At 69.3% G+C, this 25,964-nt stretch carries 25 protein-coding genes and 1 tRNA gene; 15 read left to right on the top strand and 11 right to left on the bottom strand.

Going from position 1 to position 25,964, the window contains the following annotated elements; all coding sequences use genetic code 11:
• Positions 1-60: 60 nt before the first annotated feature.
• Positions 61-3,354, top strand: a complete 3,294-nt coding sequence (locus ACZ54P_RS23860) for a right-handed parallel beta-helix repeat-containing protein (RefSeq protein WP_465463774.1) — start codon at positions 61-63, stop codon at positions 3,352-3,354.
• A gap of 101 nt (positions 3,355-3,455) precedes the next feature.
• Complete coding sequence (locus tag ACZ54P_RS23855) at positions 3,456-5,852, top strand: helix-turn-helix domain-containing protein (protein ID WP_465463773.1); 2,397 nt, start codon at positions 3,456-3,458, stop codon at positions 5,850-5,852.
• A 16-nt stretch (positions 5,853-5,868) separates the two neighbouring features.
• Here ACZ54P_RS23855 and ACZ54P_RS23850 read toward each other — a convergent pair whose 3' ends face one another.
• Positions 5,869-6,441 carry a sigma-70 family RNA polymerase sigma factor gene (locus ACZ54P_RS23850; protein ID WP_465463772.1) on the bottom strand — a complete coding sequence of 191 codons (573 nt, stop codon included), beginning with the start codon at positions 6,439-6,441 and terminating at the stop codon, positions 5,869-5,871.
• Positions 6,442-6,714: 273 nt separating this feature from the next.
• Here ACZ54P_RS23850 and ACZ54P_RS23845 point away from each other — a divergent pair, with 273 nt between their 5' ends.
• Both ACZ54P_RS23845 and ACZ54P_RS23840 read left to right on the top strand, forming a co-directional pair.
• Positions 6,715-7,158, top strand: a complete 444-nt coding sequence (locus tag ACZ54P_RS23845) for a hypothetical protein (protein WP_465463771.1) — start codon at positions 6,715-6,717, stop codon at positions 7,156-7,158.
• Between the two features lie 33 nt (positions 7,159-7,191).
• Positions 7,192-7,449 carry a hypothetical protein gene (locus tag ACZ54P_RS23840; protein WP_465463770.1) on the top strand — a complete coding sequence of 86 codons (258 nt, stop codon included), beginning with the start codon at positions 7,192-7,194 and terminating at the stop codon, positions 7,447-7,449.
• Here the strand turns inward: ACZ54P_RS23840 and ACZ54P_RS23835 are convergent.
• Both ACZ54P_RS23835 and ACZ54P_RS23830 read right to left on the bottom strand, forming a co-directional pair.
• Positions 7,431-8,204 carry a GAF domain-containing protein gene (locus ACZ54P_RS23835; RefSeq protein ID WP_465463769.1) on the bottom strand — a complete coding sequence of 258 codons (774 nt, stop codon included), beginning with the start codon at positions 8,202-8,204 and terminating at the stop codon, positions 7,431-7,433. The genes ACZ54P_RS23840 and ACZ54P_RS23835 overlap by 19 nt on opposite strands.
• A 20-nt stretch (positions 8,205-8,224) precedes the next feature.
• A complete protein-coding gene (locus ACZ54P_RS23830) occupies positions 8,225-8,839 on the bottom strand; it encodes a GAF and ANTAR domain-containing protein (RefSeq protein ID WP_465463768.1) in 615 nt (204 codons plus the stop codon).
• Between the two features lie 865 nt (positions 8,840-9,704).
• On the opposite strand from ACZ54P_RS23830, the gene ACZ54P_RS23825 reads away from it, so the two are divergent.
• Positions 9,705-10,046 carry a DUF6292 family protein gene (locus ACZ54P_RS23825; RefSeq protein WP_465463767.1) on the top strand — a complete coding sequence of 114 codons (342 nt, stop codon included), beginning with the start codon at positions 9,705-9,707 and terminating at the stop codon, positions 10,044-10,046.
• 22 nt (positions 10,047-10,068) lie between these two features.
• Here the strand turns inward: ACZ54P_RS23825 and ACZ54P_RS23820 are convergent, their stop codons facing one another.
• Positions 10,069-11,283 (bottom strand): PP2C family protein-serine/threonine phosphatase, encoded by a 1,215-nt coding sequence (locus ACZ54P_RS23820; RefSeq protein WP_465463766.1) that lies wholly within the window; start codon positions 11,281-11,283, stop codon positions 10,069-10,071.
• Between the two features lie 140 nt (positions 11,284-11,423).
• Here ACZ54P_RS23820 and ACZ54P_RS23815 point away from each other — a divergent pair, with 140 nt between their 5' ends.
• The 7 genes from ACZ54P_RS23815 (at position 11,424) to ACZ54P_RS23785 (ending at position 16,978) form a co-directional block, all read left to right on the top strand.
• The gene (locus tag ACZ54P_RS23815; RefSeq protein ID WP_465463765.1) at positions 11,424-11,882 is read left to right on the top strand and encodes a MarR family transcriptional regulator; all 459 of its coding nucleotides are present in this window, start codon (positions 11,424-11,426) and stop codon (positions 11,880-11,882) included.
• A 47-nt stretch (positions 11,883-11,929) separates the two neighbouring features.
• A complete protein-coding gene (locus ACZ54P_RS23810; protein ID WP_465463764.1) occupies positions 11,930-12,841 on the top strand; it encodes an STAS domain-containing protein in 912 nt (303 codons plus the stop codon).
• Positions 12,838-13,236: an STAS domain-containing protein gene (locus ACZ54P_RS23805; protein ID WP_465463763.1), complete on the top strand. Its 399-nt coding sequence runs from the start codon at positions 12,838-12,840 to the stop codon at positions 13,234-13,236. The genes ACZ54P_RS23810 and ACZ54P_RS23805 overlap by 4 nt, the downstream gene beginning before the upstream one ends.
• Positions 13,226-13,651 (top strand): anti-sigma regulatory factor, encoded by a 426-nt coding sequence (locus ACZ54P_RS23800; RefSeq protein ID WP_465463762.1) that lies wholly within the window; start codon positions 13,226-13,228, stop codon positions 13,649-13,651. The genes ACZ54P_RS23805 and ACZ54P_RS23800 overlap by 11 nt, the downstream gene beginning before the upstream one ends.
• Positions 13,648-14,646 (top strand): ATP-binding protein, encoded by a 999-nt coding sequence (locus ACZ54P_RS23795; RefSeq protein ID WP_465463761.1) that lies wholly within the window; start codon positions 13,648-13,650, stop codon positions 14,644-14,646. Before ACZ54P_RS23800 ends, ACZ54P_RS23795 begins: the two co-directional genes overlap by 4 nt.
• Positions 14,643-15,866: a PP2C family protein-serine/threonine phosphatase gene (locus ACZ54P_RS23790; protein ID WP_465463760.1), complete on the top strand. Its 1,224-nt coding sequence runs from the start codon at positions 14,643-14,645 to the stop codon at positions 15,864-15,866. The genes ACZ54P_RS23795 and ACZ54P_RS23790 overlap by 4 nt, the downstream gene beginning before the upstream one ends.
• A 773-nt stretch (positions 15,867-16,639) precedes the next feature.
• Positions 16,640-16,978 (top strand): MerR family transcriptional regulator, encoded by a 339-nt coding sequence (locus ACZ54P_RS23785; RefSeq protein WP_465463759.1) that lies wholly within the window; start codon positions 16,640-16,642, stop codon positions 16,976-16,978.
• A 26-nt stretch (positions 16,979-17,004) separates the two neighbouring features.
• Here the strand turns inward: ACZ54P_RS23785 and ACZ54P_RS23780 are convergent, their stop codons facing one another.
• Together ACZ54P_RS23780 and ACZ54P_RS23775 are read right to left on the bottom strand one after the other, a co-directional pair.
• Complete coding sequence (locus ACZ54P_RS23780) at positions 17,005-17,712, bottom strand: ANTAR domain-containing protein (RefSeq protein WP_465463758.1); 708 nt, start codon at positions 17,710-17,712, stop codon at positions 17,005-17,007.
• A 385-nt stretch (positions 17,713-18,097) separates the two neighbouring features.
• Positions 18,098-18,170: transfer RNA gene (locus tag ACZ54P_RS23775), tRNA-Asn, on the bottom strand.
• A gap of 163 nt (positions 18,171-18,333) precedes the next feature.
• Between ACZ54P_RS23775 and ACZ54P_RS23770 the strand changes: the two genes are divergently transcribed.
• Complete coding sequence (locus ACZ54P_RS23770) at positions 18,334-18,513, top strand: hypothetical protein (RefSeq protein WP_007031230.1); 180 nt, start codon at positions 18,334-18,336, stop codon at positions 18,511-18,513.
• 69 nt (positions 18,514-18,582) lie between these two features.
• Here ACZ54P_RS23770 and ACZ54P_RS23765 read toward each other — a convergent pair whose 3' ends face one another.
• From ACZ54P_RS23765 to dnaG, 3 genes are read right to left on the bottom strand one after another with little or no spacing between them, the layout of a single operon-like run.
• Complete coding sequence (locus ACZ54P_RS23765; protein ID WP_465463757.1) at positions 18,583-19,347, bottom strand: trans-aconitate 2-methyltransferase; 765 nt, start codon at positions 19,345-19,347, stop codon at positions 18,583-18,585.
• Positions 19,348-19,380: 33 nt separating this feature from the next.
• Entirely contained in the window at positions 19,381-19,914 is a 534-nt protein-coding gene (locus ACZ54P_RS23760) for a hypothetical protein (protein WP_465463756.1), read from the bottom strand.
• A gap of 6 nt (positions 19,915-19,920) precedes the next feature.
• Positions 19,921-21,828, bottom strand: coding sequence for a DNA primase (gene dnaG, locus ACZ54P_RS23755; RefSeq protein WP_465463755.1), 1,908 nt, complete (start codon positions 21,826-21,828; stop codon positions 19,921-19,923).
• A gap of 42 nt (positions 21,829-21,870) precedes the next feature.
• On the opposite strand from dnaG, the gene ACZ54P_RS23750 reads away from it, so the two are divergent.
• Positions 21,871-22,809, top strand: a complete 939-nt coding sequence (locus ACZ54P_RS23750; RefSeq protein ID WP_465463754.1) for a sigma-70 family RNA polymerase sigma factor — start codon at positions 21,871-21,873, stop codon at positions 22,807-22,809.
• An 83-nt stretch (positions 22,810-22,892) separates the two neighbouring features.
• Here ACZ54P_RS23750 and ACZ54P_RS23745 read toward each other — a convergent pair whose 3' ends face one another.
• Entirely contained in the window at positions 22,893-23,459 is a 567-nt protein-coding gene (locus ACZ54P_RS23745; protein WP_465463753.1) for a carboxymuconolactone decarboxylase family protein, read from the bottom strand.
• A gap of 237 nt (positions 23,460-23,696) precedes the next feature.
• On the opposite strand from ACZ54P_RS23745, the gene ACZ54P_RS23740 reads away from it, so the two are divergent.
• A complete protein-coding gene (locus tag ACZ54P_RS23740) occupies positions 23,697-24,101 on the top strand; it encodes an aldehyde dehydrogenase family protein (protein WP_465463752.1) in 405 nt (134 codons plus the stop codon).
• Positions 24,102-24,156: 55 nt separating this feature from the next.
• On the opposite strand, the gene ACZ54P_RS23735 is transcribed toward ACZ54P_RS23740, so the two are convergent.
• Entirely contained in the window at positions 24,157-25,959 is a 1,803-nt protein-coding gene (locus ACZ54P_RS23735) for a glycosyl transferase (protein ID WP_465463751.1), read from the bottom strand.
• Positions 25,960-25,964: the final 5 nt, after the last annotated feature.

Here is a 25,964-nt window from a genome sequence, read left to right as displayed (position 1 = left end):
CGTTGTCCAGTGTGGAGCCCGACGGCCGGTTCCGATCGGAGAACGACGAGGGGAGCGCTCGTGTCACGGCACGTGCTCACGGTGGACCGCGACCAGGGCTATCGCACCATTTCGGCCGCGTTGCAGGACGCGCGCAACGGCACGGTGATCTCCGTGCTTCCCGGCCGCTACGACGAATCCCTGGTCGTGACCAAGGTCGTCACGATCGCGGCGAGCGACGCGCGCGGAACCGTGGAGGTCGTGGCACGCCAGGGCAGCGCGGTCCAGCTCGCCGCCGAAGCCGTCAAGCTCACCGGCCTGGTGCTGCGGGGGCAGCACGAGAACCTGCCGGCGGTCGACATCGCACGCGGACAGGCCGCGGTGGAGGACTGCGAGATCATCGGCGCGGCCTGGACGGCGGTGCTGGCCCGTAATTCCGGTTCGCTGGCGATGCGGGGCTGCCGGGTGACCAACCCCGGTGGCGCGGGCATCGTGGTCACCTCGCCCGCGCCCAGCACGATCGAGGACTGCGTGATCGAACACGTGGAGACCTCGGCCGTCGTGATCGCCGAACGCGGCAACCCGATGGTGCGGGACTGCACCCTGAGGCACGCCAAGGGAAACGGGGTCTGCGCGAACGGGCAGGCACAGGGCACCATCCAGCATTGCGACATCTCCTCGACCGGCAGGCCGGGCATCGCGCTCGAAGAAGACAGCGCGACGAAGGTGCTCGACACCACCGTCCGTGACACCGCGAGCGGCGTCTTCGTCAGCACGCACTCCTCCCCCGTGCTCGAAGAGTGCCGTACCACCAACACCACCGGTGACGGGATCACCGTGGCCGACGGCGCCGACCCGGTGCTGCGCCGCTGCCGTACGGCGAAGACCGGCGGCGTGGGGATCCGGGTCACCGGACGCTCCCGCGGCACTTTCGAAGACTGCGAGATCTCCGACGCGGCGGGCGCGGGAATCCACGTCGACGAGGCGAGCGGCCCGGCGTTCAGCCGGACGACCGTGCGCGGCGGCGCGGCGGAAGGGCTGGTGGTCGTCGACGGCGCGACGGCCGAATTCGACCGGCTGGAGATCCGGGACGTGGCGGGCAACGGGGTGCTGGTGCGGGCCGCCGCGAACCCGTTGTTGCGCCGGGCGGCGCTGAACGCCTGCCGGGGCAACGGAATCGAGGTCACCGGCAACGGCCGCGGCCGCATCGAAGACTGCGAAATACGCGATGCCGGGAAAGCCGGGCTCAGTGTCTCCGAAGGCGGAAGTCCTTACGTCAGCGCGCTTCGGGTGCATCAGCCGAAACTTTCCGCCGTCCTCGTCGGCCCTGGCGGCGTCGGTTCCCTGCGGGACTGCGAAATCGCCGAGGCCGGGGAACACGGTGTGCTGGTGCAGGACGGCGGGGAGCTGATGTTGTCCCGTTCCTCCGTACGGCGTTCCCGCGGCCACGGCGTACTCGTGGAAGCGGGCGCACGGGCGAAGCTGACCGCCGACGAGGTCAGCGGGAATCGCCGCGACGGCGTCCGGATCGAGTCGGGCGAGACGGTGAGCGTGGTGGACTGCACGGTTTCCGACAACACCGGCGGTGGGCTCCGGACGACCGTGCCCGGCGCACGGCTGTCGGTGGAGAACCTGACCAGCGAGGCCAACGGCGCCCCGGACACCGACGGCACCCCGGCGACCGCCGAGATCACCGCGGTCACCGATCCCGGCGGAACACCCCAGAACACCGAAAGCGACAGCGGACCGCTGGCCAGGCTGGAGGAGCTCGTCGGCCTCAGCGGCGTCAAGCATCAGGTGAAGACGCTGGTGAACCTGAACAAGATGGCGCGGCGGCGGGAGCAGGCGGGCATGGTCGCACCGCCGACCAGCAGGCATCTGATCTTCGCCGGCCCTCCCGGCACCGGCAAGACCACCGTCGCCCGGCTCTACGGCAGCATCCTCGCCGAACTCGGCGTGCTGCGCGAAGGGCATCTGGTCGAGGTCGCCAGGGCCGACCTGGTCGCGCAGATCGTCGGCGGCACGGCGATCAAGACCACCGAGACGTTCACCAAGGCCCTCGGCGGGGTGCTGTTCATCGACGAGGCGTACACGCTGAGCGCGCAAAGCAAGGGCAGCGGACCGGACTTCGGCCGCGAGGCCATCGACACCCTGGTCAAGCTGATGGAAGACCATCGCGACGAACTCGTGGTGGTCGCGGCTGGTTACTCGCCGGAGATGTCCTCGTTCCTGCAGTCCAACCCCGGGCTGGCGTCGCGGTTCACCCGGACCATCGACTTCGAGAACTACAGCACCGACGAGCTGGTGACCATCGTCGAGAAGATGTGCACCGCCCACCAGTACCAGGTGCCCGAGGACACCCGGAACGCGCTCGCCGTCCACTTCGGACAGATGGACCGCGGCACCGACTTCGGTAACGGCCGCACCGCGCGCAAGGTGTTCGAGGAAATGGTGGACCGGCAGGCTTTCCGCCTCGCGAGCGATCCGGACGCCGACGACCAGAGCCTGTCGCTCCTGCTGGCCGCCGACGTCCCCGGGGACGCGGGAAAGGCCGCCCAGGGCGGCGACGACGACGAATTGACGGTCCTGCGGACGAAACTCGACTCGATGATCGGCCTCACCGGGGTGAAGGACGCGATCAACGACCTGGTGAACCTGATCTCCACCGCCCGGGCCCGGCGCCAGGCCGGGCTGCCGGTCCCCGCGATCAGCAACCATCTCGTCTTCGCCGGCGCGCCCGGTACCGGCAAGACCACGGTGGCCCGGCTCTACGGCGAACTGCTCGCCGCGCTCGGCGTGCTGCGCAAGGGACACCTGGTCGAAGTCGCGCGCGCCGACCTGGTGGGCCGCTACGTCGGGCACACCGCACATCTGACCAGGGAGGCGTTCGACTCCGCCCGCGGCGGCGTGCTGTTCATCGACGAGGCGTACGCCCTGACCCCCGAAGGCGCCACGGGCGGCGACTTCGGCCAGGAAGCCGTCGACACGCTGGTGAAACTGATGGAGGACCACCGTGACGACACCGTCGTGATCGTCGCCGGGTATTCAGCGGAGATGCGCTCGTTCCTCGGCTCCAACGCCGGTCTCGCCTCGCGGTTCTCCCGGCACATCGAGTTCGAGAACTACTCCACCGACGACCTGGTCACGATCGTGCACCGGATGGCCTCGTCGAACGGCTACGAATGCGCGCCGGAGACGGTCACCGCGCTGCGCCGTCACTTCGCGGGCGTCGAACGCGGCGAGACCTTCGGCAACGCCCGCTACGCCAGGCAGGTGCTGGAGATCATGATGACCCGCCAGGCGGGAAGGCTCAGCACGAGCGGGGCGCCCACCATCGCGGACCTGCGCCTGCTGTCGCCCGCCGACCTTCCCTGAGCTCCCTCTCGACGAGCCGTGACGTTCCGCCGCCGGACGTTCACCCGTGCCATGGCAGGATTGCCCCGGCACGGCCGTCGTTGAGAGGAGTTCCACGCAGCGTGGACAAGACCGCGTTCGGAGACTTCCTCCGCTTCTACCGGCTGCGTGTCCCGATGACGCAGGAGGAACTGGCCGAGCGCACGGGGATCAGCGTGCGCAGCATCAGCGACATGGAGCGCGGACGGGTCCGCACCCCGCAGCGCCGTACCGCCGAACTACTGGTCGAGGGGCTGGGACTGGCGGGCAAGGAGGCGGGCGATTTCGCCGACCTGGCCCGTTCCGGGCGCCGTCCGGCGCTCGTCCCGGAGGAGCCCGCACCGGTCGAGGCGGCCCGCCCCGTCGTCGCCGCCCTGCCGCCCCACCTCACCGAACTGACCGGCCGGAAGGCCGAACAGCGGCTACTGGACGAGGTCGCGGAGTCCGCCGCCTCCTCGTCCCGGCTCCAGACAGTGGTGCTGCACGGACTGCCGGGTGCGGGCAAGACCGCGCTGGCCGTGGACGCCGGGCACCGGCACGCCCACCGCTTCGCCCAGGGCTGTCTGTTCCTCGACCTGCGCGGCATGGATCCCGAACCCCTCACTCCGGACCGGGCCGTGCACCGGCTGCTGCGCGGGCTGGGACTCGACGAACGCCAGTTCCCCCACGATGCCGAAGACCGGCTCGCGCTCTACCGGTCGCTGATGCACGACCGTGAGCTCCTGCTGATCCTGGACAACGCCGCCAACGAACCCCAAGTGCGCCCGCTGCTCGCCACCAGCCCCGGCTCGATGGTGCTGGTGACCAGCCGGAGCACGTTGACGGGGTTGAACGCCCGGCACCGCGTCGCCCTCGACGTCCTGTCCGGCGACGAGGCGGTGAACCTGCTCGGCGTGGCCGCCGGGGAGCCGCGGCTGAAGGCGGAACCGGCGGCGGCGCGGCGGGTGGCGGAACTCTGCGGCGGGGTGCCGCTCGCCCTGCTCATCGCGGGCAACCGGCTGGCCAGCCGTCCACAGTGGACGATCGCGCATCTCGCCGACCAGCTCGAGAACGAGCGGCGGCGGTTGTCCGTGCTGACCGCGGGCGATCTGCAGATCCGCACCGCCTTCGCCCTCTCCTACCACCATCTGGCCCCCGAAACCGCACGGGTGTTCCGGCGGCTGGCGCTGGTCGACGGCGGGTGCGTCTCCGTCGAACTCGCCGCGGTCGCCGCCGGCAGTCCCGCCGACGAAGTCGAAGCGGAACTGGAAAAACTGGCCGAAGCCAGCCTGCTCGGCTTCGGCGGCGCTTCGGGGCGGTTCACCACGCTCGATCTGCTGAGGGTGTTCGCCAAAGAAAAGCTCGAAACCACCGAAACCACCGAGGACGTCCAAGAGGCGACCGCGCGAGTGCGGAACTGGCTGCTCGCGGTGGCGACGAAAGCGGCGCAGTACTTCGATCACGACCGGACCGAAGTGACCTTCACCGTCGACGGGCCCGATCCGGTGCACGACCGGGAGTCCGCCGCCCGGTGGCTGACTGAGGAGCAGCACCATTGGCGCGGGGCGCTACGGGCGGCGGCGGCACGCGGCGAGCACGGGCCGGTCCTCGAACTGGCACGGTCCATGCACTGGTACTCGGACCTGCGCGGCACCGGCCCGCTCTGGCGCGAGGTGTTCGGCGCGGGCGTGGCGGCGGCCGAGGCACTGGGCGACGTCCGGGCAATGGGTGAACAGCTGAATTACGTGTCCTGGGCGCACTACGCGCTCTGCGGGGATCCCCACACCGCACGCGAAGCACACGAACGCGCGGTGGCCGCGGCCACCGAAGCGGGCGACATGATCACGCTTGCCTGGGCCTGGTACTACGGATCCGCCATCGCCCGGCGGCTCGGCTCGCCCCACGAGGCCGTGCTGCGATGCCGGAAGGCCGTGGACCTGTTCGAGCGGGCCGAGTATCCGAACGGCCACTATCTGGCTCGCTCCCTGCTGGGCTTCATGCTGTACAACGTCGGCGAATTCGACGAAGCCGTTGCCGTGCAACGACAAAGCGAGGCCTACTACCGGGGTTCGGCCACCGCGCCGGGCAACGACGAGCTACTCTCGATGGTGCTGACCCAGCTCGCCGACAGTGTCGCGGCGACCGGAGCCGTCGCGAACGCGTTGGACCTGCTGGACGAGGCCGAGTCGCTGTTCCGCAAGCACGGCGCGGAGTTCGCGGTGGCGAGGGCGCAGCAGGCGCGCGGCCGGATCCTGGTCAAGGCGAACCGGCTCGCCGAGGCCGAGGAACAACTGCTGGCCGCCTTGGCCGGAGCACGCTGGTCCGAACCCAGGATCGAGATCATGATCCAGCTGGCGAAACTGGCCGAAGCGGCGGGAGAACCGGCCGAGGCCGAGGCTCGCCGGGTGCACGCCCTCGCCGAATGCGCCCGGTACGACACGCCGCTCGCCAGGAAGATGGGTCGCGAGCTCGCCGCCGAACTCGGCGTCGCGGTGCCCTGACCGGCCTGGGCCGCCGTCACCAGCCCGCGGCGGTGACCCCGCTGCACGCCAGCACCTCGGTCATGGCGATCGTCGCGTGATGCACCCGGGACTTGACCGTCCCCACCGGCACGCCGATGCTCGCGGCGGCCCGCTGCCGGGTGCGGTCACGCCGGTAGACCTCGTCGAGTGCTTCGCGCTGGATGAGCGTCAGCTGAGCCAGTCCCTCTTCGACGAGGCACCGTTCGACGACCTCGTCGGCGAAGTCGGTGTCACCCGGCAGCAGGTCGAAGTCGTCGTCCCCGAACACCACCGGGCGGGCCTTGTCGCGGCGGGCCCAGTCGACGATGAGGTTGCGGGCGACCCTGAACAGCCACGGCCGTGGCGGGATACGCTTCTCGATCAGTGTCTCGCTGTTGCGCCACGCGCGGAAGAGGCACTCCTGCACGACGTCCTCGGCCCGATGCGGGTCGGTGGGCAGCAGGCTGCGGGTGAACCGCAGCAGATGGTCCCGGTGCTCGGCGTGCAACGCCGCCACGAAAGCATTTCCCTCGGCCGACGGCGCCCTGTCCGCCAGCGAAGTCACCTGAGTATCGCGGTGGCCTGCCACGCCGACCTCCCTGACTAGTTGGCGTCCTTGGCCTCGATTCCACCGGCTGGGGCGGCCCGCGACCATGAGGAAGGACCGGCAGAACTCGGTGACGGCGGGTTCTTCCGGTTCGTCTGCCGCTCGATCCGCGCGATGCCGCGGCCGGTGTCCATTGTGGAGTGTCGCGGCGGATGATCTCGCCGGACGCACCCCGGCGGGGCGTCGTCACGCATAGGATCGCCATGGCGTGGACCGGGCGTCCCGATCCCGGCGGAGAGCGGTGAAAGGCAAGGCATGTCAGACCTGGTGTACACGGTCATCGAAGCCATTCCACGGGTGTTGCTGCTCGTGGTGGGAATCCTCGGCCTGATCTTCTCGATCAAAGGACGCGCCAACGGCGTCTCCGGCCTGATGGTGGGTGCCTTCGTCGTCATGCTCGTCACCACGGCCGCGAGCATCATCTGGCAGTTCGTGGTGTTGAACGTGTCGTCCTGGGTCGCGTCCGAGCAGCTCACCGGCGACGAAGTCCGCTTGATCTTCATGGGCGTCGGCGTCCCGCTCGACGCCGCCGCGCTGCTCTCCTGGCTCCTGGTCGCGATCGCGGTCCTCAAGAGCGGCCGTTCGTCCCGGCAGCCCGGCGTCGCGCCGTACACCGGGCCGGTCGACTATCCGATGGCCGCCCAGCCGGGTTTTCCGAACCCTCAGCCCGACAACACCCAGCCTGGTCACCCGCACTAGCGCTCGGCCGTCGGGAAGAGGACCGTGGGGTTCATGGCCTCCGTCCAGCCCGACCCCGAAGCACTCGCGACCGCCGCCCGTCTCGTCGACGCCCTCGCGGGGCGAGCGGCGGTGAACGAAGCGATCGGGATTCTGCGGGGCTGGCAGGGCTGTGACGCCGCGCAGGCGCTGGACAACCTGACCGGCGACGCCGGGCCGGCCGAGCGTGACGCCGAGGCCGCCCGGATCGTGGCCGTCGTCAACGCCCAGGCCGACGGCTCCGCCGATCCCGACTACGGCGACTGGGCCTGATCCGGCTCGGCTACATCGGCCGGGTCCAGCGAGCCTGCCGTGATCGCTCCCGTGACTTCCCGCAGGACACGGCCGTGCTCGGCGGCGTAGGCGACGATCGCGGCGCGGGCGGCCGCGGGGTCGATGCCCAGCGTCCCGGCGACGAAGCCGACGGCCTGCCCGAACTGGGCCCGGTCGTTCAACGCGGCGATCGAAGACTCCAGGAACCGGTCCGACCGGCGCTCACCCCGCTCCTGAACCAGCGCGAGAACGGCCAGATCCGACACGACCTGCGCCAGCTCCAGCTCCCATTGCCGCAACCTCACTTCGGTGTCGAAGAGCAGATTGAATCCGCCCATCGCCTGACCGTCCAGCCTCAGCGGCACGGCGACCACGGACCGGTAACCGGCCGCGAGCGCGGCGGGAACGAAGTCCGGCCACCGTGCCTGATCGGCGGACAGATCGGGCGAGATGACCAGGGTGGCGACGGAGATGCAGTCGACGCAGGGCCCCTGGTCGATGTCGGTCTGGAGCGACTCGAGGAAGTGCGCCGTCTCGTCGGAGGCGGCCACGACCATCAGGCCGCCGTCGGCGCGGGTCAGCAGCACACCGGTCGACGTCGCGCCGAGAAGCTCGGTGCCGACCTCGGTGATCAGGCGCAGCACGGTGGCGTTGTCCGGGGTGTTGACCAGGCGGGTGGTGATCGCGGCCAGGACACCGGTCAGCTCGGGGGACGGCATGCCGGGGTCTCCGCCGGGGGTTCGGTGACGACTCATGTTTCCTCCAGGTCGGCGGGTCATTCGGCGAGCTCGTCCAGGACGATGCGCAGCTCCAGCACGTCGCGGGCGACGTCCAAGATCGACCGGTTCTGGCCGTAAGCGTGCGCCCGCAATCGGGTGAAGGCGTCGTCGAGACCGATGTGCAGCCGCGCCGCGAGCATGCCCGTGGCCACGTTGACGTCGTGAAACGACCGGACCTGATCCGGGGCGAAGGAATGGCCCTCCGCTTCGGCCTGCCGGGCGTGTCTCAACAGCGCCGCGGCACCGAGATCCGCCGCCAGCGTCACGTCCCGGAGTTCGTCGCTGGGGAGCCCGCCGGCGCGATGGCGGTACAGTTCCAGCGTGCCGAGCCGGATGGCACCGAATCGGAGCGGGAACGCGAACATCGCCATCGCGCCCTCGGCCAACGCGGCCTGGGCGAAACCGGGCCACCGCACCTGCTCGACGCTCAGATCGGGTACCAGCACCGGACCGTCACCGACGAACGCCTCCACACCTGGCCCTTCACCGACGGTGTACTGCGTTTCGGCCAGATCGGCCGCCCAGGAATCGCTGGCCCCCAGGACCTCTTCGGCGTGGGAACGATTCCGCAACGTCAGCGTCGCGGCATCGGCATGGCTCAACGTTTCCACACAAGCGAGGCATACCGTCTGTGCCCAGCCTTCTCTGCGGCCCTCTTGTTCGGCGGCCGCGGCTATCGCCCGCCATAAGGGCTCCCGATGCCGCCCATCCACCGTCGTGTCCCCTCCGCTCCGCGGGCTGGCCGGGACATCACCCGGAACCAATCACCTTACGAGACGGCGCCCGCGACGGCGCATCCAGCGCTTCACCGAGACCCGGCTCCGATCGGCCGAAGCGGGTCGCACGGATTTGAGTGAGCTTGTCGCGTGATATCGGCGTCAGCGGGTATGCCGGAGGACAAGTCGTGGTGATGCCCGGGGATCACCGTGGCCAGGCTCCGCCGGTTGATTCCACAGCCGGCGGAACCGCCCCACTCCCGCTTACGCCGCACAGGCCGCCGCTCGTGCGCATTTCCGATTACGGCCGCCCCACAAAGAATCCCCGTTCGGCGAGCGCGCGACTGTCCATCGGGGCCTGTCCCTCGTGAGTTCGATCGTGACCGGCTCTCGGATACCCGGCCCGCGAATGATGCTCAGGGTCGCGGTCCCGCGACGCGAAAGCACCGGAGCGGCCTGCCTTTCGCGGGTCGGCCGCGGGATACTCCGCCGCGACGGCACCGCTGTCGAAGGCGAGGTGGAAGCCGCTTGAGGTGTGCCGGTGGAGGTGTGGGGAAAGAGAGACGTTGAGCCTCCCTATTTCCCCACACCGGTCACGCTCGGTCACTTCCCCGCCTTCACGGCGAGCGAAGCGTCCCCGAATCCGCCGCCAGGCTTGCTTTTGCCCACAGTCGCTTCTTAAAATTCCTTCGCCTTGTGGCGCGGTTCAACCGGCAGCTGTCGTCACCACCAGTCAGGAAATGCGCAAGGCGGTGGTGTGATGAACCTCGGTTTCGACATGGCATTCGAGGCGCCGGAGGTGCAGGAACTGCATTATTATCTGCACGCCGTCACCGTGGCACTGGGTCTGACCGGTGACGCGTACTACCTCAACGAAGAACCTCCGCTGAGCGCGTATCTGCCCTTGGACAGCCACCTGCCGGAGTATCGCGATCGCGACGCCGCCCTCACCTGGAACGAACGGCAAGGCTGGGCGCTGGCCGTCGAGAGCGATTGCGGAGAGGAATTACTTCTGCTCAGTCACTTCGAAACCGACCCGCTGCCGTCTCCGGAGCTGGTCGCCGCTTTCGTTCGTCGATCATGCGGCAACGCGACGCTCTGAGAAATATCGAGGGAGCGAGCTGTCAGCTCTTCCGATCGCCGGCGACCGCGGTCGCGATGTCGGATTCCCTGTCGGCACTCGGGTTCGAGCCGAACCAGTCGAGGCAGACGATCATGGCGTCGTCGGCGGCCAGGTCGCCCTCGCGGCGCGCGCGCAGTTCGTCGAGGACGGCGCCTGGGACGTGGGAAGCGGGGAGGCTCGCGGTCGCGACGACAGCCTGGACGAGGTCACGATCGCCGTAGGGTTCCCCGTGCGCTCCGGGCACGTTGTACACGCCGTCGCTGACGAAGACGAAGCGGTCGCCGGGCAACGCCTGGAGGCTTTCGATGGTGTAGGTGGTGTCTTCGAACGTGCCGAGCGGGAGTTGTTCGTCGAAGACGAGCCGTTCGACTTCGCCGTCCCGCAGCCGCCACAGGCGGGGCGAACCGGCGTCGACCGCGTCGATCTCCCCGGTCGCGAGATCGAATTCCAGCAGGAGGGCGGCGACGTGCTCTTGGCCGCGGTACTGGGCGTAGACGGCCTGATCCGCGAGTTCCGCCTGGGCGTCGAGGCCGATGCCCGCCCGCCGGGCGTTGCGCAGCGCGTTGACCGCGAGGTTGGTCAGCAACGCCGCGCTGGTGCCCTCCCCCATGCCGTTGATCAGCGTGACCGCCAGCTTGTGGGCGGAAGCCGACCAGTCGAAGCAGTCACCGTAGATGGCGTACGCGGGTTCAAGCTGACCTCCCAGCGCGAACTCGGGGCGGGCACAGGCGCGGCCGGGCAGCAGCTGCCATTGCATTTCGGCGGCGAGCGTGAGCCGGGAGGACCGGCGTGCTTGCACGTAGAGGTCGGTGTCGCGGTCGGCGACGAAGACCTCGTGGCCGAGCGCCTCGGCGAACCGGCTCAGCTCGGCCCACACGGGCGGCTCCGGCTCTTCGGGCAGGGTGACGACCAGGACACCGATGCCATCTCCACGGACGGTGACCGGGAGATGTGCCCGTACGCCGGTCTCGTCCGTGTCGAACGTCGCCTGCTGGGCGGTGAAGGCCTTGCCCGCCGTCGTGCCGGAGACCGGTATCGGCTCCGCGGTGTAGGGCAGCGACGTCACGCGGCGTAGTTCGGTGAGGCTGTAGTCGGCCATCAGCAGGTCGACGGACCTGGCTCCGAAATGCTCCTGCAACGCCGAACGCAACCCGTCGAGCAGTGCGTGGGGCTGGACGCCGCGCAGAACGCGTTCGACCGCCAGGGATCTGTCCACTTCTGGTGCCTCCTGCTCACCGGAACCGGTGCCTGACCTGGGCACGCGGTATGTGTCGGCGCCGCTCCGTCGGACCTGTGGCAGGACGCGTCGCAGTGAGCTGAGCTGACAGCCCAGCATAAGGATGCGAGAGTGGCGGTGTGAACTGGTCCCCCGAGCAGCCTGACACCGAAACGGTGGCGGCGGCCGTGGCCGAGACGGCCGAGCTGCTCGAGATCATGTTCGAACGAGCCCGCGAGGCTTCGCCTCGCCCGCTCTCGACGTCCCAGGTCCGCGCGGTGGTCGCGCTCGACCACCACGACGGTCTGAACCTGCGCGCGCTCGCCGAACTGCTCGGCTCGACACCTCCGCTGGTGAGCCGCCTGTGTGACCGGCTCGAGGCTGTCGGGTTCCTCGAACGGCTGCCCAGCAGCCGCAGCCGCCGCGAACTCACGCTGAGACTCAGCGACCGGGGCAAGACCTACCTGCGCAACCTCCGTGACCGGCGCCGCGAAAGTCTCCAGGCCGCGCTGGTGAAGATGTCCCCGGAAGCCAGGGCGTCGCTCGCCACCGGTCTGCTGGCGTTCCAAGAGGCGGCCGGCTCCCGGACACCGGGCTGAACTGCCGGGACCACTCCAGTAGGGTTACTGTTGTCATATGACAACAGTTGCGGACGCACCGGAGCTTCGCGACGGCGATCTGCTGGGAGGACGCGTTGCACGGCACGGAAGAAGTTGCTGCCCGGGACCTGCTGGCGCGGATCTTCGAGGCGGATCAGGACCTGCTGATCGATGACTGGGTCCAAGTGCAGCTGGCCGATTCGTCTGCCCAGCTCGGCGAGGAAGGGCTTCGACGCGAAGCCAAGGAACTAGTGGGAGCGCTCCGCGGCGCCCTCGGCACCGAGGTTCCGCCGGGTCAGGTCGTCGAGCGGGATGAAGTGGTCCGCTCCGCCCTGCGAGGACTGTCCGAGCGGCGAGCCCGCGCGGGCACTGCTCCCTCGGCCACCGCTCAGGCGATCTTCGCCCTCAAGCGCACCGTGTTGACGGCGCTCGAACGACACACCGACGACCCCGCCACGCGCTACACCGCCGCACAGGCGGTCAACCAGCTCCTCGACGCCGCGGGCCTCCTGACGTTCTCGGTCTATGTCGAAGGGCGCGAGGAAATCATCCGCCGCCAGCACCAGCAGATGGTGGAGCTGTCCACCCCGGTGGTGCGACTGTGGCGGCAGGTGCTGGCCGTGCCCCTGATCGGCACGCTCGACAGCGCCCGCACCCAGGTCGTGATGCACAGCCTCCTGGAGGCGATCCAGACCCACGAAGCCCGCGTGGCGATCATCGACATCACCGGCGTGTCCACTGTGGACACCGCGGTGGCACAGCATCTGCTGCAGACCGTCAGTGCCGTCCGGCTCATGGGCGCCGACTGCCTGATCAGCGGGGTCCGCCCGTCGATCGCCCAGACCATCACCCAGCTCGGCATCGACCTCTCGCACATCGTGACCCGCGGTTCGCTGGCCGACGCGCTGGCCACCGCGATGACCCTGCTCGACGGCCGTCCCCACGCGGTGACCGGGTGAGCCCCGGCGCCGGCCTGCCGATCCTGCGGCTCGGGGACATCCTGATCAGCGGGCTGCTGGCCGACCTCGACGACACGACCGCACTCCGGTTCACCGACGAACTCACCACCCGGATCTCCGACGAAGGGATCCGCGGCGTCATCCTCGACATCTCCCGGCTGGAGATCATCGACTCCTTCGTCGCCCGGGTGCTGATGCAGCTGGCCGCCACCGGGCGCCTGCTCGGCGCGCGGATGATCGTCGCCGGAATGCGCCCGGCGGTCGCGATCACTTTGTCCGAACTCGGCCTCCAGCTCACCGGCGTGCAGACCGCGCTCAACGCCGAACAGGCCATGGCACTGCTGGGGTGGCGCCCTCCCACCGAGGCCGCCGAAGAGGCGCCTCATGCTTCCTGACGAACTCACCGACCAGGGACCGCGCGAACACTCCGTCCGCGCCGAAGAAGACCTGCTCTCCGCCCGCCACGCGGTACGGGCCGACGCGGTCGCGGCCGGCTTCTCGATCGTCGACCAGACCAAGATCGTCACCGCCGCCAGCGAACTGGTCCGCAACGCCTACATCCACGGCGGTGGCGGGACCATGACGATCGCCGTCGTGCGAGACGGCCGGGGCCGGGTGGGACTGAACCTGTCCGTCCGCGACGAGGGACCCGGCATCGCCGACGTCGACCAGGCCATGACCGACGGCTTCTCCACCGGCGCCGGCCTCGGGCACGGCCTCGGCGGCACCCGGCGGCTCGTCGACCAGTTCACCATCGACACCGCCCCCGGTAAGGGCACCACGGTCACTGTCGTGCGCTGGAAACGATGACCGTCACCGTCGCGCAGGGCACGGCGCTGATCCGCATCGACCACGCGAGCGCGGTCTACACCGCCGTACGGGCGGCCCGTGAGGTCGCCGCGAAGGCGGGCCTGCCCGAAGTGCTCGCCGAACGTGCCGCCGTCATCGCCTCCGAACTGGCGGGCAACATCGACAAGCACGCCAGCGACGGATCCGTGTTCGTCCAGCAGTCCCTTCCCGGGCACGGGATCGACATCTACGCCACCGACGCCGGGCCGGGCATGGCGAACCTGGATTACTGGCGGATCGATGGGCACACCACGACGGAGACGCTCGGCACGGGACTCGGCGCCGTCGGCAGGCTCGCCACCGAGTTCCGGATCCGGTCGGCACCCGGAGCCGGCACCATCGCGGTAGCCAGGGTGCTCGCGCCCGGCATGCCGGGCGCCGGGATCGCCCACGTCCGGTTGCCTCGTGAAGGCGAAGAGCGCTGCGGCGACGCCCTCGCGCTGTCGACGGGACGCGGTGTCCGCACGATCGCCATCGTGGACGGGCTCGGCCACGGCCCCGAGGCGAGCGACGCCGCCGAAGCCGCGATCGAGGTCTTCGGCCAGCGACCGGGCCGTTCGCTGTCCGAGCAGCTGACCGCCATGCACCGACGGCTGCGGCAAACCCGCGGTGCCGCGGTCGCCTTGGCCCGCGTCTCCGGTGACCTCCTGGAGTTCTGCGGGGTCGGCAACATCAGCGGCCTGGTACTGACACCCGGACGGAGCCAGCCGCTGTTGAGCACGCCCGGCGTGGTCGGTTTCAGCCTGCCCGCCACGCACGTGCGCTCCCTCGCCCTGGCAGGCCCCCGCGTCGTCGTGCTGCACACCGACGGGATCGGCACCCGGTGGCGCGGTCCCGCACCCCTCGGCCCCCTCCCGGAACCCGCGCTGCTCACCGCGGACCTCGCCCAGCACCACCGCGATCCCCGCGATGACGCCACCGTGATCGCGTTCGGCCCGGGTGGTGACACGACATGACGCACCCCCACGTGGCCTCCTTACGCCGACGGCTGCGCCAGGTCTGTGCCGCCGCGGGCGTCCCGGCCGAGGACAGGGCCCGGCTCGTCCTCGCCGTGACCCTGCTCGCGGAGGCCGCGGGGGACGCCGTCGGACAGGCCGGACTTTCGTCGTCCACAGTGGACAACCGGCTGGCCGTGACGATGCGCTTGCCGCATCCCGTCGGACAACGGCGACGCAACGCCTTGCCCCTCCTGCCCGATGCCGGGGACAGCGCGACCCTGACCTGGTATCTCGGCACCGGCGACGGCGCCGTGGCCGTGCCGGACGACGACGAGGCGGCCACGCGGGAGGAGATGCTGGCGCTGGCCGCCCGCGCCGACGTGATCGCCAAAGAGCAGCGCGAACTCAAACACGAGCTGGCCGAGACGAACAGCGGCGTGCTCGCCATGTACGTCGAACTCGAGGAACGGGACGAACGACTGCGCCGGGCGCACGCGGTGATCTTCCGCGAACTCGAAGACGCGCTGCGCCCGCCACCGCCTCACGTCGACGGGTTCGAACTGGCCGTGCACTACGCCCCCAGCGAGCCGGACTCCCCCACCGGCGGCGACCTCTACGACTGGTTCGTGCTCCCCGACGGGAACGTGCACATCACCCTCGTCGACGCCGTGGGTCACGGTGTCACCTCGACGCGGCACGCGCTGACCGTCACCCACGCCATCCGCACCCTCGCCCTCGAAGGCCACCCCCTCCACGACCTGATCGCCCGCGCCGCCCGCACCCTCGCGACCATCGAACCCGACCTCATGGCGACCGTCCTGCTGGCGAGGCTCGACCCGGCCACCGGCGGCATCACCGTCGCCAACGGCAGCCACCCCCGCCCCGTCCTCCTCACCGCCGCGGGCGACACAGAGCTCCTGGTGCCCGCCGTCATCGGCCGAGGCGTCGGCTTCCCGGACCCCGGCAGCGGCAGCCTCGTCCGCCGCACCCTCGCACCGGGCGACCTGATCCTCCTCTACACCGACGGCTTGACCGAAAGCCGCAAAAACCATCAGGAAGGCGAAGCCCGGCTCCTGGCCGCCGCCCCACGCCACGCCGGAACACCCACGGCGACGATCCCCAGTGCGCTGGCCACCGAGATGCACGACGTGGTCCTGCACGCCGACGACACCGTCGTCATCGCGATCCGACGCGAACCGGTACCTCGACTTATCGCACCCGAGACGCCGGGCCGATGAAGGAATCCTCCCTCCCTTTCGAGTGATGCCGTACGCCGCTTCCCCGCCCTGACCTGCGAGTCTTCCGCAACGACGGTTCTCATACAGCGACACAAGAGAAAATCTATGGTCGCGAGGGTAGACATTCGGCGTCGGATGCATGTAGTGTTCTTCTTGTACCGAGAGAGACAACGTCAAGCAGGCGCGGGAGATGACGGAACTACCCGCGAGGTGAGACAAGACGGTCAGGCAGGACGAAGCCGATCAGTGAACAGGTTTCGACTGGTGGCCGGTGAAGTACCGGGATCGTGGAACTGAAGACGTGAACAGCAAGGCCGATCCCGGCGAGGTAGTGCAGTAAAAGCAGTGCAGTAAGCAGTAAACGAAGTACGCAGTTGCAAGAGCAGTACAAGCAGTAGCAAGTCAGTAAGTAGTCACGGCAAGACCGGTATGACGCGTGCTGGAGCCGATCAGGGAAAGGGTTCCAGCCGGTCATCCCGTGGACTCGCAATACAAGCAGTACCCAGCAAGAGAGAAACCGGAAAAAGGAAACGGGAACATCATTGGATCGCCCGCCGCGGCTGGGCAGTAGTGCCGCGCGGGTACCGCAGGCCCATCGGATTGGAAGGTGGTTCTCGGTTACGAATAAGCGATCTCCGCATCGTCCGCCTCTCGGACGGACACCGCGGATGCAGGACATCGGCCTCACGGCCGGTTGACAATGGTGAAACCCAACCCTGGGGACCCCGGGCGCCACGAGTGGCACCCGGGGTCCCTTGTGCTGTGGAGGTGGAATGATTCCTGACCAACGCGAGACCCCCGATCCCGGTCCGGGCGGGGCCGACAAATTCGACGACGACCACTACCCCGCGTACACCATGGGCCGCGCCGCGGACATGCTGGGCGCCACTCAGAATTTCCTGCGCGGTCTCGACGAGGCCGGCTTGATCAGCCCGCAGCGCTCCGCGGGCGGGCACCGTCGCTACTCCCGGCACCAGCTGCGTATCGCCGCACGCGTGCGAGAACTGGTCGACCAGGGCACAGCTGTCGACGCCGCCTGCCGCATCATTTCGCTCGAAGATCAACTCCGCGAAGCGCGGCGCCGGAACACCGAACTCCGCGCCGCCGAATAAGCCGACAGGTCACTGTTTCCTGGTGGTCAGTCCAGCCGGAGGCGGCGGGTGAGGGCGTCGCGAGCCAGTTCGGTCAGCGAGCGGTCGTGGCGAAAGGCGTGTGCGCGTAGCCGGGCCAGTGCCTGATCGGGCGGGATGGCGAGGGCGGTGGCGAGGAAACCGGCGGCTTGCTGGACTTCCGCTCGGTAGTGGCGGAGGCCGCCGCCATTGCCTTCGGGGTCGCTGATCGCCGAAATCGGCGCGCTCTGCATCAGCAAGGGCAGCAACCCGTCCCGGACGCGGTGAAAATCGTGTGACTGCGCCGCGGTCATGGCGCCGGGCGTGGCCCGGTAACCGGTAAGGGCACCAAAAGTCCCCTCGTGGCCTCGCAGCGGCGCGGCGATGACGGCTCGGGCCGGGGACTGCATCGCGGCGGGCAAGAACAACGGCCAACGAGCCTGGTCGGTGGCGACCAGATCGGGTTCGGACACCGTGTAGCCCTGCTGGACGGCTTCCAGGGTGGGACCGTCACCGAGGGTGTATTGCAGAGTGTCCAGGTCGTGGCCTGGCCCGTCCGCCGGGTCGCACCACACCAGTTCCAGTGTGCCGGTGCTGTTGATCAAGTCGATGGTGAGCGCGTCGAGGCCGAGCGGCTCGGCGATCCGCAGGGAGGTGACGGCGCCGAGATGCTGCCGGTCGGCGGCCGCGCGGTGCAGGCGAGCCAGTACGGTCTCGACGTCGTCAGGCGGTGTCATACCGTCACCGCGAGATCTGCCGCGGGGGACGCGGTCTCAGCGGCGACGAAGCAGCGTTCAGTGTTGTGCAATCGGAGTCACCTGTCGGGTGGTTTCCTCAACCGCGGTGGCGTGGATCCAGCCGTCGGCGAGCTCAGGAGCGGTTACCCGCAGAGGGGTCCGTCATGCCCGCTGGCAGGTGCTCGGCTCGCCTCATTCTCGGGTGGCCCGCCCGAGGCCACATTCCGACCGGTTCCACACAGTCTGAACGACCTCACGATACGTGACTCATTGTAGCGCTTCCGCCGGAACGGAGGAACGCGGCCGTGCCCTCAGGCGATCGACACCGAATCGCCCCTGGTACCCCGAACACGAAGAAGCCCAGGCCGCGTGGCCTGGGCTTGTGCTCCCCCGCTTGGACTCGAACCAAGAACCCTCCGGTTAACAGCCGAATGCTCTGCCAGTTGAGCTACAGGGGATTGTGCTCCGTACCGGCCGGATCGCTCCGACCGATGAGAGAACTTTAGCCCATGGCCTCCGGCGGCCGCGCACCCACCCCCACTTTCGCGCGCGACCTCGTCAAGCTCGCGTTTTGAGGGACAATGGCAGTCGAAGCAAGATCGAACGGAGGCGTTGACTCGGATGAAGATGTTCCTGCTGGGTGCGGCCGCGGGCTATGTACTGGGCGCGAAGGCCGGCCGGGGACGGTACGAGCAGATCGTGCGGACCTACCGCAAGATCGCCGACCACCCCATGGTGCAGGGCGCCGCCGGGGTCGCCCGCGCCAAGGTCGGTGAGCGGTTCGGGCGGCCCCAGCGCTGACCCGGATACCCGAGACAGACCGAAGGGGCCCTTCGCCGCACTTGACGCGGCGAAGGGCCCCTTCTGACGTCAGGGGACGACGGCGACCACGAAGACGCGCCGGAACTCGAACCAGGTGGTCCCGTCAGGGCGCGGCGGATAGGCCTCGTCCAGCTCGCGGGCGAGCTGCGCCCGGAAGTGGTCCCAGTCGGCGCCCGGGAGGGCTTCCCTGACCGGCCGGAGTGAGGTGCCGGTGATCCATTCGAGCACGGCGTTCTCCCCGGACAGCCGCTGCAGATAGGTCGTCTCCCAGGCGTCGACGGCGCATCCGGCGTCGGCGAGCAGATTTCCGTAGCCGAGCGGGCTGTCGACGGCCTCGTTCTCCCGCAGGACGACGTCGGCGAGGCGCGATGCCCACTCCTCGGTGCGCGCGAGCGCACGGACCAGGGCGTGCGAGGGGGCGTCGAAGTTGGCGGGGACCTGAAAGGCGAGCGTCGCCCCGGACGGCAGGAGATCGACCCAGCGCCGGAGCAGGACCCGATGCTCCGGGACCCACTGGAGGACGGCGTTCGAGAGGACGATGTCGGTATCCGGTTCGGGCACCCAGTCGTTGACGTCCAGCACGCGCGCGTCGACGCCTCGCGAGCGCGCGGCCTCGACCATTTCGGGGGAACTGTCGCTCGCCTCGATGATCGCGTCCGGCCAACGTTCGGCCAGGCCGGCGGTCAGGTTTCCGGGGCCGCAGCCGAGGTCGGCGACCCGGCGGGGTTTCGCGGCCGGTATCCGCCCGATGAGGTCGTGGAACGGCCGGGCCCGCAGGTCGGCGTAGTCGAGGTACTTGACCGGATCCCACATGGCGCCTCCCAGCGATACAGTACGAGCGTACTGCTAGCCGGATGGCTTGACCAGTTTCCGGGCCAGTTTCTCCGCCGCTTCCTCGGCGATCGCCTTGACCACGTCGACGTCGGTGCCGGGATCGGGCCGCACCTGCAGCACCGTGCCGTCCTGGCCGGGGATCTTGCGTTCGACGAACCACGCTCCGCCGGTCCCGAAGTCCTTGCGGTGCCGTTCCCGGACCGAGCCGTCGACCCGCTGCCGCAGCAAAAGCGGCACCTTGCCCGGCCGGGGGAGCTTGAACCGCACCGGTGCCTTGTCGGCCAGCAGCACGGCCTTTCCGGCGGTGCCGGTCTCCTGGGACTCGGTCAGCGTGAGCACCCCGTCGGACCACGCGGCCTTGCCGACCAGATGCCAGCCGATCCGGCGCGACCCCGCCTCGGCCGGGATCCAGAGCCCCAGCGGCGTGACGAGCAGGTAGCCGCCGCCCTCGACGGCCGCGCTCCCGACGACGTGTTCGCCGTCGTCCAGCGAGCCGTCGAAATCCGCCGGGACACGGTCGCCGAGCAGGTGACGCAGCCAGCCCATGAGCACTCAGTCCAATCCGCCGATGGCCTGTTCCTTCAACGCCTTCCGGTACTGCTCGAGCGCGACGAGGTCGCCGAACAGCGCGCGGTAGTCGTCCGGCGCCTCGACCGGGGAAAGCCGCTGGAGTTTCGACTTGATCTCGTTGATCTGGCGGCCGACCAAGGCTTCCTGCACCGCCGCGAGCTGCGCGGAGATGTAGCGCGAGTCGACCTCGCCCTTGGCGCGCAACGGTTCCACCGAAAGCTCGCTGAGCACGCGGCGCACCGTCCCCTGTGGACAGTGCGGGGTGGCGGCGTCGAGCAGGGCGGGCCCGGTCAGCCCGGAACCCGCTCCCCCGGCGGCCAGCAGTGCCTTGTGGATGGCGATATACACCGGATGAGTGAACGCGTCCTCGGGGAGCGCGTCGTACTCCGCGCCGGCGAGCATCGGCTGTTGCAGCGCCGCCTTGAGGGCCTCGCGCTGCGCGATGAACCGCGGGTCGCCGGGCGCGGGCCTCGGCAGGTCCTCCTCCATGGTGGCGGTGGCGGCCTGGGCGGGGCGCCGGACCTCGATCGTGTTCGAGCGTTTCGCGGTGGCGCCCGCGCTGCCGCGGACCCGGTTCACCACCTGCGCCGCGTCCTGCCAGCCGACCCACCAGGCGAGCTTCGACGCGTAGCCGTCACGGCTCGCGCGGTCCTTGATGCCCGCGACCATCGGGACGGTCTTCTGCAGCGCCGCGACCTGGCCGTCGACCGAGTCGAGGTCGAAGCCCTTGAGCATGCTCTTGATCGCGAACTCGAACAGCGGGATCCGCCGCGCGACCAGATCGCGCACGGCGGTGTCGCCCTTGGCGAGCCTCAGTTCGCAAGGATCCATGCCGTCGGGGGCGACCGCGATGTAGGTCTGCCCGGCGAAGGTCTGGTCTCCCTCGAAAGCCTTCAGTGCCGCCTTCTGGCCTGCTTCGTCACCGTCGAAGGTGAAGATGACTTCGCCGCGGAAGGCGTCGTCGTCCATCATCAGCCGGCGAAGCACCTTCATATGGTCTTCACCGAACGCCGTCCCCGACGACGCGACGGCCGTCGGCACCCCGGCGGCGTGCATCGCCATCACGTCGGTGTAGCCCTCGACCACGACGACCTGGTGCCGCTTCGCGATCTCGCGTTTGGCCAGATCGAGGCCGAACATCACCTGCGACTTCTTGTAGATCGGCGATTCCGAGGTGTTCAGGTACTTCGCCGAGACCCGGTCGTCGTCGTACAGGCGCCGCGCACCGAAGCCGACGACCTCGTTGCCGACGTCGCGGATGGGCCAGAGCAGCCGCCGGTTGAACCGGTCCATCGGGCCGCGCTGCCCTTCCTTGGCCAGTCCGGCCGTGAGCAGTTCCTTGACCTCGAACCCGCGGTTGAGCAGGTGCTTGGTGAGTTTGTCCCAACCGGCCGGCGCGTAGCCGCAGCCGAACGTCTGCGCGGCGGCGGCGTCGAAGCCCCGCTCGGACAGGAAGTCCCGCGCCGCGCGCGCGTCCGGGGTGAGCAGCTGCTCGGCGTAGAACTCCTGGGCCGCGCGGTGCGCCTCGATCAGCCGGGAGCGGGTGCCGCGGTCACGCTGGACGCTTCCGCCGCCGCCCTCGTAGGTCAGCCGGAAGCCCGCGCGGTCCGCGAGCCGCTCGACGGCCTCGACGAACGAGATCAAATCCATCTTCTGCACGAATTTGATCACGTCACCACCTTCCCCACAGCCGAAACAGTGGAAGGTGCCGTGGGAGGGGCGCACGTTGAACGACGGGGTCTTCTCGTTGTGGAACGGGCAAAGCCCCTTCAGGCTGCCGCCACCGGCGCTGCGAAGGGCGACGTAATCACCGACGACCTCGTCGATCCGGTTGCGCTCGCGCACCTCCGCGATGTCGCTGTCCCGAATCCGTCCTGCCACGCTCACCACTCTAGTTGCCGCTCGGGGAGGGGTGTGCGGCACACTCGGGGAATGAGTACCGCCCTGGATGAACTCGCCGGGAAGTTCGCCGAGCTGCGCCCTCACCTGGTGTCCGTCGCCTACCGGCTCACCGGCACGCTGTCCGACGCCGAGGACGCGGTCCAGGAGTCCTGGCTGCGGCTGAGCGGCCTGGACGCCGATCGCCGCGCGGCGATCGAGGACCACAAGGGGTGGCTGACCACCGTCGTCAGCCGGATCTGTCTCGACCGGCTGCGGTCGGCGGTGGTGCGCCGCGAGCGGTACGTCGGCGAATGGCTGCCCGAGCCGGTGCTCGGCCCGCTGGGCACGCCGTCGTCGGAGGACCCGCTCGCCGTCGCGGTCCGCGACGACGGGATGCGGATGGCTGCGATGGTGGTCCTCGACCGGCTGACGCCCGAACAACGCGTCGCGTTCGTCCTCCACGACGCGTTCTCGGTGCCGTTCGGCGAGATCGCCGAGATCCTGGGCTGCACCACCGAGGCCGCCCGCCAGCACGGTTCTCGCGGCCGCCGTGCGCTCGCCGACGCCGAACCGCCGCCGCGGACGGCGCTCGCCGAGCAGCAGCGGATCATCGAGAAGTTCATGACCGCGATGCTCACCGGCGACATCCAGGCGGTCGCCGAGGTGCTGCATCCGGACGTCGTCCTCGTCGGCGACGCCGGCGGCAAGGCGCGCACGGCGGTGCGCACCGTCACCGGATTCGACAAGGTCACCCGGCTGTTCCAGGGCCTCATGCGGATGTACGACCCGGCCGGGATCGAGAAGGCCAGGTTCGCCCTCGTCAACGGCGACCTCGGGCTCTACATCCCGCCACAGGAGGCCTCCGGCGAGTACCGGGCGCTCGACGAGCACGTCGACGCGTTCGTCATCCGCGACGGGAAGATCGTCACGATCTACGACATGGCGAACCCGGACAAGCTCACCACCGCGCGGGCCCGCGTCGGCGCCTGACCGCGTTTCGTCCTCTGAACGCGGTCCTTGCGTGTGCAACTACCGCATTAAGAGGACGAAACGCAGCGTGTCAGGAGGCGGGATCAGGGAAGCGGGATCCGGCAGGCGTCGCCCGAAGTGAAGCCCTGGGCGGTGATGTCGAGCGCGCTGTTCATCCGGGCACGCATGTTCTCCAGCCCGATCTGGTAGGTCAGCTCGATGACGCCCTTGCGGCCGAACTCGCGTTCCAGTTCGGCGACCTGCTCGTCGGTGACGGTCACCGGGCTCGCGGTCATCGCGTCGGCGTAGGCGAGCGCGAGCCGTTCCTGAGCGGTGAAGGCGGGCGACTTCGCGTAGTCGTCGATGTTCTTCAGCCGTTCGATGTCGAGTCCCTCGTGCAGCTGCAGCATGGTGCCGAAGTCGATGCACCACGAGCAGCCGAGCTGCGTCGCGACGCGGTACACGGCCAGCTCGCGCACGTTCGACGGCAGCGTTTTGCTGGCCTTCTCCGCCAGCATTTCGTGCATGCCGTTGGCCCGGAGCAGTGCCGGGTGGTGCGCGTAGACGGCCATCGGCTCGGGGACGGCGCCGAACCGTTTCCCGGCGAACTTGTAGATCAGCTTCAGCAGGAAGCCGGCGTCGGCGGTTTTGACGGCGGGAATGCGCGGCATGGTGTCCTCCTCGTGCGGTTGCGATCAGAAGGTGGACGAGGCGCCGGGCGGAGACGTGACAACCACTCCCCGGTGGCGTGGGCCACGGCTGGGGACGGAGCCGATTTAGCCTTTTCGCCGGAACCGCCATTCGATCAATGAAGGTACGCTTACGCTCAGCGATCCCTTGGACACAACCGATGCCTGCGCTTCGGTCTCTTCGACGATCCCTCCGCACTCTCCCACCGGAGGAACCACATGACCCGTCCGAGGCTCGCCGTCGAAAACCCCGCGACCGGCCGGCCGATCACGACCATCCCGGACGACGGCCAGGCCGATGTCGACAAAGCGGTACGCGCCGCCGGCGGCGCGTGGCCCGCCTGGCGCGCCGCGGACCGGCACGCGGCGTTGACGTCGTGCGCGGTCGTCGTCGAGGAGGCCGCGGCGGTACTGGCTCCGGTGCTGACCGAGGAGCAGGGAAAACCGCTCCAGGAAGCCAAAGCCGAGTTCGCCGAGGCCGCCGCGTTGTTCCGGTACTTCGCCGGCGCGCGGGCCGGATCGCTTTCTGTCCCTGGACGAGCCCCGCGTTTAGTCCTCTGGGTGCGTAGTCGCGCGTGTCCGGGCTTGAGGCTGCCGGTGTGGGGTGGGTCAAGTTGGTCGTGAGTGGCGATTCGGGTTCTAACCCGAATCGCCACTCACGACCAAACGCGGGAAGGGGTCAGGGGGTGATCGCCCGCACGTCCCAGATCCAGACGCCGTCGACGAACTCGGCGGGCTTCCGCAGCAGCAGGTCCACCGTCGCCCGGAAGGCGTCCTGGTGTTCGCGCGGGATCAGCACGAGGACGTCGGCGTTCCAGTACCGCAGATCCTCCAGCGCCTGCACGCGCTGCGACTCGGTGATCGTCGCCGGCACGCCGGTCTGCTTGATCTGGTCGAAGATGACCGACGTCGGCCGCTGGATGGCGCCGTAGCGGCCGCGTTTGTCGTCCGGTCCGCTCGGCCCGACGAAGTAACCCTCGGGCATCGAGTAGCCGAGTCCCGCGTCGATCTGCCAGTGCAGCGGCTCGGATTCGCCGGAACTCGGCAACGGGACGGGCACCACGGTGCCGCCGGGCGCGACGTAGGTCCGCCAGGTGCCGTCGGCGAGGAACCGCGGTGTGGGCGGCCGGTCCTTCACGATCAGCTGCGTCGGCGCGATCGGCAGCAGGACCGCGAGGACGGCGCCGATCCACACCAGCCGCAACGGGAATCGCCGCTCTCCCGGCACTTCGGGCAGTTTCGCGGCGACCGACCAGACCCGCTCGGTCGCCAGCGCCAGCAGGGCGCCGATGAGCGGGATGCAGCCCATCGCGAGCCGCGATTCCAGCAGTGATTCGAACAGCGGCAGTTCCGACAGCAGTTTCCACGGCCCGGGAACGCCGGTCTCCTCGTGCACCACGACGAGTTGCACACCGAGCGAAAGCCACGCCATCACGAGCATCGAGATCGCCAGCGCCCGCGCGAACACCTCGCGCCACAGCCAGCCGGTGATCACCACCATCAGCACGATCAGCGGCCAGCCGAAGAAGGCGTTCTCCTCGGTGCGGTTCATCGACACGTCCGCCGCGGCCTGCGGCTGCCCGGCCACCGACTGCGTCGCGAACCGGGTGAACGCGGCCGTGTCGTTGCCGACGGAGCCGTGCTCGATCGCCTGGTAGCTCTGCGGGCCGAAGAACTGCCACCACAACGGGAAAGCGCACAGCACCAGCGCCACGAGGACGCCGATGCCGACCCCGATTCCCAGCGGTTTCGCCATCGACGGGAACTCGCGGTAGTTCGTCGCGAAGTAGGCGATGGCGAAAATCGCGAACGCCATCGCGAAGATCAGCAGCGGCTCTTCGCCGAGAAAGATCTGGTACGCCGCCAGGAGACCGAGGAAGATCCCGTTGCGGACCGGGCGCTCGCCACGGGCGATCTTGAAGACCAGCAACGCGATGAACGGCAGCACGAACCACGCGACGAAGTTCGGATGCGCGTTGCCGTGCGAGATCATCGGCGGGGCGAACCCGCAGAACGCGCCGCCGATCGCCGCGCCGACCCGGTTGGTGACCAGATGCCGCGAGAAGACCCAGTACCAGGCCGCGGCGGTGCCGGCGAGACCGCCGGTGAGCGCGATGGCCCAGGTGACCGTCGGGCCGAAGGCGAGCGTGACCGGCGCCAGCGGGATGCCGATGCCGAGCATGGCCGTGTTGGCCATCAGGTTGACGCCGAGCGGATGGTTCTGGAAATGCGTCGTGAGCGGGTTCCTCAGGTGCAGCACGTTGTCCGCGGTGACGGAGAAGAACCACTCCCACAGGTTCTGGTCCGACGCGCTGTTCCAGAGGTAGCCCTCTTCGAGATCGAGCCAGAGCCCGTTGTAGAGCAGGAAAGCGAACAGCAGGAAACCGCCCATGATGGCGGCGTCGGCACCGGCGAACCGGCGAGGTCTCGTGGGAGTCTCCCCGGCCTCCACGTCCGCCGCCTCAGCCTGGAAAAGACTCACTGACC

Source organism: Amycolatopsis sp. NPDC034160 (genome assembly GCF_055575355.1).
The sequence above is the reverse complement of the archived record's forward strand: the minus strand, read 5'-3'. Positions and strand labels throughout refer to the sequence as shown.